We start from the raw sequence: 13430 nt of genomic DNA, 5'->3' as shown, positions 1-13430 counted from the left end.
GTTCAATATGTTTTTATGAAATAATATTGTTTAATTTAAGGAAGGTATATGAGTTACAAGAATGATTTTAAGGCTTTTTCTATTAGTGATAATGCGAATGTAGTCAGTCAAGAAAAATATGAAGCAAATCAGAGTTTGCAGACTGGATTTTTACCAGATAATGTTCCCACTCACTTGTTAAATAAGGTATTACGTCAAGCATCAACGGTATCATCTGTTGTGGCTGATTTTATTGCGGCGCGATCTGGCAATGATGTTTTGGATGATGGAAACATAACTAAACTCACTGCTCAATTAAATAAAGCGTTAGAACAAAAAATTACAACAGATATTCCCGGCGCTTCATTAACTCAAAAAGGTGTTGTCCAGCTTACAGATGTGATTGGCAATAGCGACACATTGGCGGTTACACAAAAGCTTGTTCAGGAAGTAATAAATTCATTACGTGAATATACCCGCGAACAGATAGATAACCGGATTAAAACTGCCAATGAAATTCCTGTCGGCTCTCCGATTCCGTGGCCGTTACCTCATCCACCATTTGGTTATTTCACTTGTAATGGTTCAGCTTTTAATCGATTACAGTATCCGAAGTTGGCGGAAGCTTATCCTGACGGTAGATTACCTGATTTAAGGGGCGAATTTATCCGCGGATGGGATGATGGTCGAGGTATTGATAGTGGCCGCGGAGTTTTAACTCATCAAGGGGATGCTATTAGAAATATTGAGGGGGCATTTCCTGGAGCGATAACAAATGGCTTTCATCTGGCAACAAAAGGGGCTTGTTATGCTAGCGCAACTTTTGGGGTGGCTACAGATGGTAAGCCTAAATCGGTAGGTCATTTTACCCCTGATGTTGTATACACTGAATATGGTTTTGGGTTTGACGCCTCAAGGGTTGTTCCTGTAGCCCCGGAGAACCGCCCTCGCAACATAGCCTTTAATTACATAGTGAGAGCAGCATAATGACTGAACAAAATACCCTTTAAATCAGAAATAGAAGGAGAGGTTGTTCTACTTGGATGGAGGGAATTTTGACCCTTTTTTAACGGCAAATTTTAATTTATTGATTTTTAAGTAAATATTATTTGTCTCGTAAAAAAGGGTTTTTTATTTTTTATAATGATTACTCTTCAACATTCAGTAGGTTGGGGTTAATATGTAACTGTGTACTGCCGCACAGGCAGCTTAGAAAAAAAAGATCTGGCGGGTTTGTTTCACCGCAGCGTGTACTGCCGCACAGGCAGCTTAGAAATGTTCAAAAATGAACCCTTGTCACACAGGAATGTGTACTGCCGCACAGGCAGCTTAGAAAATCATTGACGCGCACCCTTTTTTTAAGCCACCGTGTACTGCCGCACAGGCAGCTTAGAAATAATCGAGCACCTCCGGTCTTCTCGTTAAGTTGTGTACTGCCGTACAGGCAGCTTAGAAAACAGCGACACAGCGGCAATTGATACACCCATTGTGTACTGCCGTACAGGCAGCTTAGAAAATCGTGCGTCGAATAACAGATGTCCTGCAATAGTGTACTGCCGCACAGGCAGCTTAGAAAGGACGATAAAGGTGGTAATGGAAAAGAACCCCGTTCACTGCCGTACAGGCAGCTTAGAAAGATAATGCTACGTTGTTTTCCTCAGACTTGCGGATATGTTCTTCTAGACAGTAGTGAGTCATATTAAGATGATTAGGGCATACAAGTATTGGTTTATTAAAACAAGTAATACTTGTTTTTAGGGTGGGTTTATTTTTATTGATTGTTGGAAATGTGATTGCTTAGACATTCTTAGATGATAGTGAAGGATACTAGGGCAGAAAAGCCACCGAGTGGTGGCTGGTATAATTATTGTGCTTTCTTTCTAAAGTTATCGTCGTTTTTAACGAACTCAAAAGCATCAAGGATAATACCTGTTATCCTCAATATATCTTCTGGCGCTTCTATAAATATTCTTGAGTTATTAGCAGATAATCCAGCCCTATTAACTTCGTTAGCTAATATATCAGTTAGCTCAATAGGTATCTGGATGTAAGGTTTATTCTTCTTGTCAAAGTATCTTATTATCCATCTATTTGATTTTCCTTGATAAAGAATTCCAAAGTAAGATTCTGTATCCTTGTATTGTAAGTCAACAGAATCCCCGACTATTGATTTTGCTTTTTCATATAGAGCTAATTCGTTTTTGGTGGTAACAATATTGGGGTTATCTAGATCCACTATCTCATCTGGTTCTTTCGAATTTTCTTGAAGTTCTATCTCGTCTTGAACTCCATCAATTGGAACATGTTTATTTGAAAGACCGGAAACCACCATTGCGCTAACAGATTTCTCAACAGCTTGTTTTACCAACGGAGTGATTGATTCAATAAAGCGCTGATTTAGTTGGCGTTCGACATTAGATCTATTGGCAACATATCTCACAAATTCACTATCAACATCTCTCAAGCTAGTGCTGATGGTTTTAGTAAAAGCGGATAAGTAAACACTTTCTTCTGCAAGTGTTCTTAGTGCTTCCGGTTTGAATTTATCGTGTCTAAATCGATAGAGCTGGCTTACATCTGCATCGCTAACTTCATCCATTTTAATGCGTAAGAATGGGGTAGTATCCATTACGTTTTTTTGTTTTAAATCGGTAAAGAAACGCCACTCTAATCCATTTGTAATTGCTGAAATAGTCACTTCTGGAGTGGAATTAAAATATCTGGATAACTGAGGGCAGTGATTATCTAGCTTTTCGTTGTATCCTTTTGCCTCAATAAACATAACTGGAACACCTTGGCAAAACAAAGCATAATCAACCCGTTCATTTGCTTTTAACCCGGGGAAATCCGCTCCGTACTCGGCTTTAACTTTTTGAGGATCATACGAACTGAACCCAAGAATATCTAAAAAAGGCAATATTAATGCTTGTTTAGTTGTTTCTTCGGTGGTGCAGTGTTGGCCTGCGCTTTTAACGTGGTCAACATGATGTTTTATTTTTACCTTAAAATTGTCCATTCCATAACCTTAGTAATCTAAAACGGAATACCAGAACACTTTTCCGATGATGTTCACTTGATCTTCATCTGCAACTTCATCTTCGTATTCATCACGGTTATAACTTCTGATAAGTAATTTTCCTTTCGGGCGTCTATAAAGACATTTAAGACGCTTTAACCCATCCTGTTCAATTGCATACACTTTTCCATCAATAATTTTCTTATTAGAAATATCTACTGCTATTGCTGTTCCATTTGGGATAACTGGCCCCATGCTGTCGCCATTAGCAGGAAAACAAACAATTGTAGAGCCGTCAGTTGGTGCGCCAATTCTTCTTAATGTTGCTTTAGAAAATCTTAACTTAAAGCTGTTATGATCTGCATCAATACATCTACCATTGCTGCACGCGAATTCAATATCCTTTAAGAACGGTACTTTCACCTCATCACCATCTAGTGGCATGTTATCGTCCCATTGCGCAATAGTTGTCCATTCACTCTCAGGTGGAACTTGGTCCGCACTTTTTTTGAGTGTTTCACCAAATAAAAGCCAGTTCACATCAACATCAAGGATAGATGCTAATGCTGTTAGCCTTGATTTTCTCGGTTCTGTGCTTGATTCCCACTGTTGTACAGACTGTGGAGTAACCCCAAGCATATCTGCTAGTTCAGCTTGAGTTAATTTTTTTGCAAGCCGAGCTTGCTTGATTCTTTTATGCATTGTTTTCATGCCTTAAATATACAAGCGAGGCTTTTATTTTTATAGCAAGCAAAACTTTATTTTTAAAGTATTTATTGTATTTTTTTGTCGCTAGTAAAAAATAAAACCTTTATGAACATACTGGATATAGCAATAAAATAAGTTGGCGGCATACCAGCGTTAGCCAAAATGCTAAGCATTGGGGATTGAATAGTTCATCAGCGGAACAAAAAAGGGTATATATCACCTTCAAGAAGGTAATACAGCAATATAGAAGAGAATAAATTGCAACCTCAGAGCAAATGATTCTGCGGTTGCAAAGATAGGGGAGATAGTTGATTAGTTCACAAAAGTTCTTTTAACTCTAACTGATACCATGAAATAAGGTACCCATATAGCAGTAGTAACTATAGCTTGTAGAGTGGGTAATATGTTGTTATAGCTTATTGGTATTGACAGAATATTAGCTATTAAGAAAACAGTAATACCTTTAATGATGGTGTTTGATAGGTAGAACAATACACATAAACGAGGGGCTTTCTTAGACTTTCTAAAAAAGAAAATAACAGTGCTAATAGTTAACAAGAGTAATAATGCATTAGAGGTAATTTCAAATATTATGAAGAACTGCCAATGATCAGGCAATGCGCTATAGAATTGAGGCATTGTATTAACAGTTTTTCCGAGCAGAAATAGGGTATTAATTATGGATAATATTAGGCTTATAGCAGGTAGATAAAGCCACCCTCCAATTTTTTTAAAAGATTTCTCTGTACATTCTTCACAATACTCTATGTCTTGAGGTATTTCTTTTTCACCACATTTAGTACAAACCCACTTTTGCATATGAATAAACCTTTTATATTTACATGATTTGACGAATTTTAACGTAATTTGACGTTGAAGCAATAACGAAATTTGCTAGTTTTTGGGAGTATGCATCAATAATAGACTAATTACCATAGGATAAGGGTCAATGTTGATTAATATGATTGAAGTTGCATCAAAAATATAGTGAACCAAGAAGTTAACATTTCGCAGAATTCTTAAAAGCATCCATATTCAGATGTTTGATAGAGTTTTGTGTAAGTTTTTGGCTAGGGATATAAAAAATTCTCAGGGTTATATTCCAACACATAGCAGGAAATTATAAATAACATCACTGAATAAATATAAACGGTTTAGATATATTTTCGATTCTAAGATATTTAATTATTTATTGCTGACAATTATATAAAAACAGTCAGCCTCCTAATAAATAGGAATGATGTATTACTCTTCTTTATGAACTAGACTCTAATTTGAATAAATTACAATCGGATTATTTTTTTCAGTAATTAAATATGTTGATTATAAAAAATATTATTTTCTTAAGGAGAAGGTATATGAGTTACAAGAATGATTTTAAGGCTTTTTCTATTAGTGATAATGCGAATGTAGTCAGTCAAGAAAAATATGAAGCAAATCAGAGTTTGCAGACTGGATTTTTACCAGATGATGTTCCCACTCACTTGTTAAATAAGGTATTACGTCAAGCGTCAACGGTATCATCCGTCGTGACTGATTTTATTGCGGCACGATCTGGCAATGATGTTCTGGATGATGGAAATATAGCTAAACTAACTGCTCAATTAAATAAAGCGTTAGAACAAAAAATTACAACAGATATTCCCGGCGCCTCATTAACTCAAAAAGGTGTTGTCCAGCTTACAGATGTGATTGGCAATAGCGACACATTGGCGGTTACACAAAAGCTTGTTCAGGAAGTAATAAATTCATTACGTGAATATACCCGCGAACAGATAGATAACCGGATTAAAACTGCCAATGAAATTCCTGTCGGCTCTCCGATTCCGTGGCCGTTACCTCATCCACCATTTGGTTATTTCACTTGTAACGGTTCAGCTTTTAATAAATTACAGTACCCGAAATTAGCTGAAGCTTATCCTGATGGTAGATTACCTGATTTAAGAGGAGAGTTTATCCGGGGATGGGATGATGGAAGAGGGGTAGATTCATTTCGTTCATTATTGTCATGGCAGGAGGGATCTTATTTGTTACAGGATGTTAATCCAGTTAATAATGTTGTTAGTTTCTCATCTCATGATCGTGCGGCGCTAAAGTGGGATACTCCTCAAGATAAAGCCATTTCATTGTGGGCTAGGTATGTACATGCAAATACAAATAGATGGATTGCTGATACTACTTTTATAGGAGTCTCAAGGCCACGCAATATAGCATTTAACTACATAGTGAGAGCAGCATGATGACTGAACAAAATACCCTTTAAATCAGAAACAGAAGTAGAGGTTGTTCTACTTGGATGGAGGGAATTTTGACCCTTTTTTAACGGCAAATTTTAATTTATTGATTTTTAAGTAAATATTATTTGTCTCGTAAAAAAGGGTTTTTTATTTTTTATAATGATTACTCTTCAATATTCAGTAGGTTGGGGTTAATATGTAACTGTGTACTGCCGTACAGGCAGCTTAGAAATCAATGCGAGATTTGAGTACTATTGATTTAATGTGTACTGCCGTACAGGCAGCTTAGAAAGATCAGTTAGTGGCACATAAGGGTTACTTTCCGTGTACTGCCGTACAGGCAGCTTATAAAGTCAGCACTCTCATTTACCGACCGTTTTCAGAACTGGCGACTTAAGTTCTATTGCTGAGAACAGTGAATGTATGTTTTATGAAGATGGAGAGTTCTGTGGCATTCCAGAATACTGTCGTTTAGATGTTTATGCCTAAATTTCGTAAGATTCATCTTGGAACTTAAAACAAAAGGAGTTGCTGGAATAGATAGAATATATAAGAGCAAAATAGTTTTCAGATGTTAACTATAAATGGTTTGGATATATTTTCGATTCTAAGGTATTGAATTATTTATTGCTGAAAATTATATAAAAACAGTCAATCTTCTAATAAATAGGAATGATGTATTACTCTTATTTATGAACTAGACTCTAATTTGAATAAATTACAGTCGGATTATTTTTGTAATTATTAAATATGTTGATTATAAAAAATATTATTTTTCTTAAGGAGGAAGTACATGAGTCAAAAAAATGATTTTAAGGCTTTTTCTATTAGCAATAGTGCTAATGTAATTAGTCAAGAAAAATATGAAGAAAATCAGAATTTGCAAACTGGATTTCCACAAGATGGTATTACCACTGATATGTTAAATAAGGCATTACGTCAGTCGTCCACGATATCCTCTGTAGTCGCTAATTTTATCGCCACACAATCTGGCAATGATGTTCTGGATGATGGGAATATAGAGAAACTCACCGCCCAATTAAATGGAGCGCTGGAACAAAAAATGATAACAAAGATTCCCGATGCCTCATTAACTCAGAAAGGTATTGTTCAGCTTACAAATATAATTGGCGATAGCGATACATTGGCGGTTACACAAAAACTTGCTCAGGAAATAATAAATTCATTACGTGAAGAAATTAATATACCTGTGGGTTCCCCCATTCCGTGGCCGTTACCTTATCCACCGATCAACTACCTCGTTTGTAACGGTGCCTTTTTCAATAAATTGCAATACCCAAAGTTAGCGGAAGCTTATCCTGACGGTAGGTTGCCCGATCTAAGGGGAGAGTTTATCCGTGGTTGGGACAGTGGTCGAAATGTTGATCCATTTCGTTCAATATTGTCGTGGCAGGAAGGGGCTTATTTGGTACAGAATGTTGATCGGGCTAGTAATTTTATTATTACTCCTTCGCGCAATGAGTTCACAAAATTGCAATGGGATACCCCCCGAAATAACAATATTTCGATAAAGGCTGTATATTATAAAGCTCAGACAGACTGGACAGCGAATTCCGCATTTATAGGGGTATCAAGGCCCCGCAATATAGCCTTTAACTACATAGTGAGAGCAGCAGCATTCAGCGTAATGACAGAACAAAAATACTCTTTGGAACATGAAACCGCCGTATTGGGTGAAGACGGATTAGCAATTCAACCCGGCTGGATAAAAGTTTATCACACGAATCAAATAACAAGAGAATTTACTAACGCTGATATTGAATATGTTATGCTCGGTGTCGGTTTGTCAGCGCATGCTTATTTAGATGCGCCAAACTTTTGCGATTCTGATGATGTGGCTGTTTGTCGCAGTGAAGACGGTAAGCGTTGGGAAATAGTACCTGACTATCGCGGAAAAATCGCTTATGACACGTTAACACGAACTCAACAGGAAATTACTGAGTTGGGTGAATTACCTGAAACTCTGACCTTCAAGCAACCTGTCACCGATTTTGATAAATGGGATGGCACACAATGGGTCACTGATAATATAGCCCTAAAAGCAAATCAGGTTGAACAAGCGGAGCAGCGGCGTGTAACTCTGTTGCGACAGGCGAATGAATCCATTGCATTACTGCAAGATGCTGCTGATTTAGATATCGCTACCGTAGCAGAGAAAGCCGCTCTGTTGGAATGGAAGAAATACAGGGTAATGCTCAGTAGAGTAAATATTTCACTGGCTCTCGATATTGAATGGCCAGAACAGCCGAGGTAAAAAGTATAGTGAAAGGATATAGTGGATAGTGATTTCCATCACGAGAAAAAGTTACCTTGTGGTTAATGCCGATCGTTTAAGGATCGGTATTAACCTTGCTGTGGCCTTTTATTTCTGTATTTTTCAAATAATTAAGGAGTAATTATGGGGTGGGAGCTTCATATAACAAGAGCTGAATGCTTCTCAATGAATGAAGATTGCCAAATTAGTAGCGATGAATGGCTTGCATTAGTGGCTGAAGATGACGAATTATTCATTGATGAAAAGAATGGTCAGTTTCATGCTATATGGACAGGAAAAAGCGTCTATGAAGAACCTTGGCTGGATTGGTTTGATGGGAACATAAGTACAAAACACCCCGATACAGCCCTATATTGTAAGATGCTACAGATAGCTGAAAAACTTAATGCAAAAGTTGTTGATGACGATGATCGTCTGTATTTACTTCCAACCGATTTGGAAAATCCGTCATGGGCTAAATCAAATCAACCTGAAATAAAAAATCGTTCCTACAAAAGCTCATGAACTATATAAAAAGATAATAATTTTCTGCGAATTCTGCCAATAGACAGGTTTCACAGTAATGAAGCAATCATGACTTAACTTTTTTTATGTGAAAAATATTTTTCTGATGATGCTTCGAGAGGGGGAGAGATTGCCTGAAATAGATAGTGTGGGTTTATACAGTGGTGCCAAGGTGCTGCCAATCTGCTGCCATTTTGCGATTTTCGTGCAATCGCAGAAAGCAAAAAAGCCACCTTACGGTGGCTTTTTCTTTTCCCTAACTCACTGAATTATCAGCAAGTTTCATTTGGTGCCCAGGGCGGGACTTGAACCCGCACAGCCTTACAGCCGAGGGATTTTAAATCCCTTGTGTCTACCGATTTCACCACCTGGGCTGAATCTGGAGGCGCGTCCCGGAGTCGAACCGAGGTTGACGGATTTGCAATCCGCTGCATGGCCACTCTGCCAACGCGCCTTTCTATATTCAGCTACTAACTATTATTCAACTACTAACTATCTTTCTGGCTAGTAACTTGGAGCGGGAAACGAGACTCGAACTCGCGACCCCAACCTTGGCAAGGTTGTGCTCTACCAACTGAGCTATTCCCGCACCGCTTTGAACTGGCTGATTTACTTATTTGTTTTTGTAAATCTTGTGTGCCGTTCGATGCGTTGCATTCTACTTACTTCACGTATCGAGTCAACACAATTATTGTTACGCTGTGTTTGTTCGATGTTTTTTGCGTCATTTCGATCAAGCTTCACGCAAATCAGACCAGGCCGCGTTTACATATTGAAACATTGACCAAAATGTCATCACTGTAGCAACATAAAGTAATATGAATCCACCCAATTCGAATTCAAAATTAGGTCGCCATAATAAAGCAACTAACGCCGCCATCTGCGCTGTCGTTTTTACCTTACCCATCCAGGAAACGGCAACACTGCTGCGTTTGCCTAATTCAGCCATCCATTCTCTGAGAGAGGAGATGATAATTTCACGCGCTATCATGGTTGCGGCGGGGAGGGTTATCCACCACGTATGATAATGTTCGGAAACTAAAACTAATGCGGCAGCAACCATGATTTTGTCCGCGACAGGATCGAGAAATGCGCCAAAGCGAGTTGTCTGTTTCCAAAGGCGGGCGAGAAAACCGTCAAACCAGTCTGTCGCCGCAGCGACAATGAAAATTATGGCACAAACCATCGGCGCCCATGTAAATGGCAAATAGAATGCCAGGACAAAAAATGGGATCAGGACGATACGAAATAGAGTGAGCCATGTTGGTATATTTAATTGCATAGTGCTTCTTAACTATCTGGCTATAGTGGAATTTATAAGTATGGTGCATCAATGTACTTAGTGTTTCAATGCATTATAAATTTTTTCTGCTAATGCATAGGAAATCGTCGGTACTTTTGCGATCTCTTCGACACTTGCGTTGCGTAAAGGCTGCAAACCTCCCATGTATTTCAGTAACATTTGTCGGCGTTTTGGCCCAACTCCTTCAATAGATTCCAGCGTACTGGTGTTTCTAACTTTAGCTCTACGTTGGCGGTGCCCGGTTATTGCATGATTATGTGATTCGTCACGAATATGTTGAATCACATGCAGGGCAGGAGAATCGGACGGTAATGCGATACCTTTATCCCCCGTCGCGAAAAATAGTGTTTCAAGCCCGGCTTTGCGATCACTGCCTTTGGCAACACCTATCAATTGAGGGCGCGTTTTATCCCATTCAACATCAAGAGACTGAAAGACATCTATTGCCTGAGCTAGTTGCCCTTTACCGCCATCAATGAAAATAATATCGGGAATTTTTGACTCATCTAATGCTTTCCCATATCGACGGCGTAGTACTTGATTCATAGCAGCATAATCATCACCGGGAGTAATGCCATTGATATTATAGCGCCGATATTCAGAACGTAGTGGGCCATTGCTATCAAAGACGACACAGGATGCAACAGTTTGTTCCCCCATAGTGTGACTAATATCAAAACATTCCATTCGCTGAATTTTTGCTAACTTAACTAATTGAGCGAGAGAGTCTAATCTTTGGTGAATAGTTGATTGTTGCGATAAGCGGGTAGTTAGGGCGGTTGTTGCATTTGTGCGGGCAAGTTTCAGATAACGGGCCTTGTCTCCACGGGGGCGAGTTTGAATATGAATTTTTCGCCCGGATATTTCAGATAAAGAATCAGACAAAATGTCTTTCTCTGGCAGAGTAAAATCCAGCAAAATTTCTGAGGGCAAAGTCCGATTTTGGCTGCCCTGTAAATAAAATTGGCCAAGGAATGTTTGTACAATCTCATCAATCTTTGTCCCAGTCGGGACTTTAGGGTAGTAACTCCGGCTACCTAGTACTTTGCCCTGACGTATAAACAGTACGTGCAGACAAGCCATGCCTGCTTCAAAGGCAACACTGATAACATCTAGGTCATCGTCTGTTCCTGAAACAAACTGTCTTTCAGTGACTTGACGAACGGCCTGGATTTGATCACGGTATCTTGCTGCATCTTCAAATTTCAGTTGCTGGCTGGTTTGTTCCATTCGGTTAATTAGTCTGGTTAAAACTTGCTGATCTTTGCCTGAAAGGAACAGACGAATATAATCAACTTGTTGCTGATACTCTTCATCACTGACCAATCCCTTAACGCAAGGCCCAAGACAGCGGCCAATTTGATATTGCAGGCATGGCCGCGAGCGATTGCGGTAGACACTATCCTCACATTGTCGGATAGGAAAAAGTTTTTGCAGTAAGATTAATGATTCTCGTACTGCATGAGCGTTTGGAAATGGGCCGAAATATTCACCTTTGAAATGTTTAGCTCCCCGATGCATTGCCAGTCGTGGGTGTTTATCTGCGCTGAGCAAAATGTAAGGGTAAGATTTATCATCTCGTAGTAAAACGTTATATCGGGGCTGATAGAGCTTAATATAATTATGCTCCAATAACAGTGCTTCTGTTTCAGTGTGCGTGACAGTCACATCTATTTGAACAATATTTTTAACCAGAGATTCGGTTTTACGACTGGCGACCTGTGCACGAAAGTAACTGGCAAGCCGTTTTTTTAAATCTTTGGCTTTACCGACATAAATAACCGTTCCTGAGGCGTCATACATACGATAAACACCAGGCTGACTGGTTACTGTTTGTAAAAATGTTTTTGAATCAAATTGTTCCGTCACTATTTAATAGACTCTCTGTGTCGAATAGCCCATAACGTATTGCCATATGTGTTAATTCTACATCACCGCTGATATTTAGTTTACTAAACATTCGGTAGCGATAGCTATTGACGGTTTTTGGGCTAAGATTAAGCTGTTCGGAGATATCACTCACCTTTTGTCCTTTCGTGATCATCAACATAATCTGTAATTCACGATCAGACAGACAGCTTAATGGATTATCTTTCTGTGGGCTAATCTGGCTAAGGGCCATTTGTTGAGCAATATCGGGATCGATATAGCGCTGGCCGGCATTAACTGCACGAATTGCATTCACCATGTCCTGAGGGGTAGAAGCTTTACTGAGATATCCTCTGGCGCCGGCCTGCATCACCTTCATTGGCAAAGGATTTTCAGTATAGATAGTCAGCATAATGACACGGACATCGGGACAATAACGCAGGATTCTTTTTGTTGCCTCCAGGCCGCCAATGCCTGGCATGTTCATATCCATTAACACGATATCTACTTTATTAGCTCGGCACCACTTTATCGCATCTTCACCACAATTGGCTTCTCCTGTTACTGTTATCCCTTTTACGTCATCAAGAATACGCTTTACACCAACCCTGATCAGTTCATGATCATCGACTAACAAAACATTTATCAAAAAAGTGTCTCCAACTGGCTCTATGCTCATACATGAGCTTCATTGATATTGCTTGTGTATTGAATTTGTTTCAGAAGAGTTAACTTCAATTGTCTATTTTTTGACTTTTAGTAAAGATTATATAAAACAATAGAATAGATAAATTATCCTAAAAGTTCATCAGGAATGTGAATATTATACTTATCTCTTTCAAAGACAAAAGAGAATTATTTTATACGATAGCAAGTATTATTTATTCGCAATAAGAACATTCTGTATATTCTGATTATGATGAAATTAATAACTAAATAAATATTTATAAAATAAATGGCTTTAACAATAATTTAACGTTTTTTTGCGTGGATATATTTGGAAAATGTATAAAAATAGGGGATGAATCATGTGGTATAATTATTATTTTCATAATGTAATTAATACGTAAGCAGGTAACGACTATGAATAAAATCGATTTAATTTCTTCATCCGATACTGAAACTCTGGCAACAGAGGTGACATGCTTGAAAGTTCTGTTGGCTTCTATTCTTAAAACTATGGGGCAAGCTCATGCAGGGAGAGTTGTACTGAATTTAGAGCGTGTTATTGCAGAAATGGGAGATGAAAAACAAGCTAGGATATTTGAAAATACGGTTCAGCAAATAAAAACGTTATATCGGCAGTGAGATAGGTCTCAGGGGTTAATTTTATTGCCCCTGTTCTATTCCCCTGTACATCTCACTTTTGCTACGTGTTGAAATGACCAGCGTTTGTTTTCATAATATTTTTATTTTGAAAAATATATTATTATATGCATTAAATTAGTGTAAGTATATGAAACTAAAAGTATAATATAAATAAATTAAAAATGATATTAATTGTCTGGTTATAGAAAA

The 13430-nt window shown here is 38.2% G+C and carries 11 protein-coding genes, 3 tRNA genes, 1 pseudogene and 1 CRISPR repeat array; of the genes and pseudogenes, 6 read left to right on the top strand and 9 right to left on the bottom strand.

Going from position 1 to position 13430, the window contains the following annotated elements; genetic code table 11:
• Positions 1 to 48 precede the first annotated feature (48 nt).
• Positions 49 to 966, top strand: coding sequence for a phage tail protein (locus TI10_RS03850; RefSeq protein WP_049581876.1), 918 nt, complete (start codon positions 49 to 51; stop codon positions 964 to 966).
• 201 nt (positions 967 to 1167) lie between these two features.
• Positions 1168 to 1615: a CRISPR direct-repeat array (repeat unit 28 nt; unit sequence GTGTACTGCCGCACAGGCAGCTTAGAAA).
• Between the two features lie 228 nt (positions 1616 to 1843).
• Here the strand turns inward: TI10_RS03850 and TI10_RS03845 are convergent.
• From TI10_RS03845 to TI10_RS03835, 3 genes are all read right to left on the bottom strand, one after another.
• On the bottom strand, positions 1844 to 2995 hold the full coding sequence (locus TI10_RS03845; protein WP_049581874.1) for a type I restriction endonuclease: 1152 nt from the start codon (positions 2993 to 2995) through the stop codon (positions 1844 to 1846).
• 9 nt (positions 2996 to 3004) lie between these two features.
• The gene (locus tag TI10_RS03840) at positions 3005 to 3706 is read right to left on the bottom strand and encodes an XRE family transcriptional regulator (RefSeq protein WP_049581872.1); all 702 of its coding nucleotides are present in this window, start codon (positions 3704 to 3706) and stop codon (positions 3005 to 3007) included.
• Positions 3707 to 4015: 309 nt separating this feature from the next.
• On the bottom strand, positions 4016 to 4522 hold the full coding sequence (locus TI10_RS03835) for a DUF2569 domain-containing protein (protein ID WP_049581870.1): 507 nt from the start codon (positions 4520 to 4522) through the stop codon (positions 4016 to 4018).
• Between the two features lie 539 nt (positions 4523 to 5061).
• Between TI10_RS03835 and TI10_RS03830 the strand changes: the two genes are divergently transcribed.
• The 4 genes and pseudogenes from TI10_RS03830 to TI10_RS03815 all read left to right on the top strand — a co-directional run bounded on the left by TI10_RS03830 (position 5062) and on the right by TI10_RS03815 (position 8740).
• Positions 5062 to 5943 (top strand): tail fiber protein, encoded by an 882-nt coding sequence (locus TI10_RS03830; protein ID WP_049581869.1) that lies wholly within the window; start codon positions 5062 to 5064, stop codon positions 5941 to 5943.
• Positions 5944 to 6733: 790 nt separating this feature from the next.
• A pseudogene (locus tag TI10_RS03825) lies at positions 6734 to 7363 on the top strand (tail fiber protein); the annotation flags it as partial.
• Between the two features lie 225 nt (positions 7364 to 7588).
• Entirely contained in the window at positions 7589 to 8215 is a 627-nt protein-coding gene (locus tag TI10_RS03820; protein ID WP_049582167.1) for a tail fiber assembly protein, read from the top strand.
• A gap of 144 nt (positions 8216 to 8359) precedes the next feature.
• A complete protein-coding gene (locus TI10_RS03815) occupies positions 8360 to 8740 on the top strand; it encodes a hypothetical protein (protein WP_049581867.1) in 381 nt (126 codons plus the stop codon).
• 287 nt (positions 8741 to 9027) lie between these two features.
• Here the strand turns inward: TI10_RS03815 and TI10_RS03810 are convergent.
• From TI10_RS03810 to uvrY, 6 genes are all read right to left on the bottom strand, one after another.
• Positions 9028 to 9114: transfer RNA gene (locus TI10_RS03810), tRNA-Leu, on the bottom strand.
• Between the two features lie 6 nt (positions 9115 to 9120).
• Positions 9121 to 9194, bottom strand: a tRNA-Cys gene (locus tag TI10_RS03805).
• Positions 9195 to 9253: 59 nt separating this feature from the next.
• Positions 9254 to 9329, bottom strand: a tRNA-Gly gene (locus TI10_RS03800).
• A 144-nt stretch (positions 9330 to 9473) separates the two neighbouring features.
• Positions 9474 to 10022 (bottom strand): CDP-diacylglycerol--glycerol-3-phosphate 3-phosphatidyltransferase, encoded by a 549-nt coding sequence (pgsA, locus tag TI10_RS03795; RefSeq protein ID WP_049581866.1) that lies wholly within the window; start codon positions 10020 to 10022, stop codon positions 9474 to 9476.
• A gap of 57 nt (positions 10023 to 10079) precedes the next feature.
• Positions 10080 to 11912, bottom strand: a complete 1833-nt coding sequence (gene uvrC, locus TI10_RS03790; RefSeq protein ID WP_049581865.1) for an excinuclease ABC subunit UvrC — start codon at positions 11910 to 11912, stop codon at positions 10080 to 10082.
• The gene (uvrY, locus tag TI10_RS03785; RefSeq protein ID WP_049582166.1) at positions 11896 to 12561 is read right to left on the bottom strand and encodes a UvrY/SirA/GacA family response regulator transcription factor; all 666 of its coding nucleotides are present in this window, start codon (positions 12559 to 12561) and stop codon (positions 11896 to 11898) included. Before uvrY ends, uvrC begins: the two co-directional genes overlap by 17 nt.
• A 434-nt stretch (positions 12562 to 12995) precedes the next feature.
• Here uvrY and TI10_RS03780 point away from each other — a divergent pair, with 434 nt between their 5' ends.
• Positions 12996 to 13220, top strand: coding sequence for a DUF2594 family protein (locus tag TI10_RS03780; RefSeq protein ID WP_049581864.1), 225 nt, complete (start codon positions 12996 to 12998; stop codon positions 13218 to 13220).
• Positions 13221 to 13430: the final 210 nt, after the last annotated feature.

Source organism: Photorhabdus luminescens subsp. luminescens (genome assembly GCF_001083805.1).
Classification (GTDB): domain Bacteria; phylum Pseudomonadota; class Gammaproteobacteria; order Enterobacterales; family Enterobacteriaceae; genus Photorhabdus; species Photorhabdus luminescens.
The sequence above is the reverse complement of the archived record's forward strand: the minus strand, read 5'-3'. Positions and strand labels throughout refer to the sequence as shown.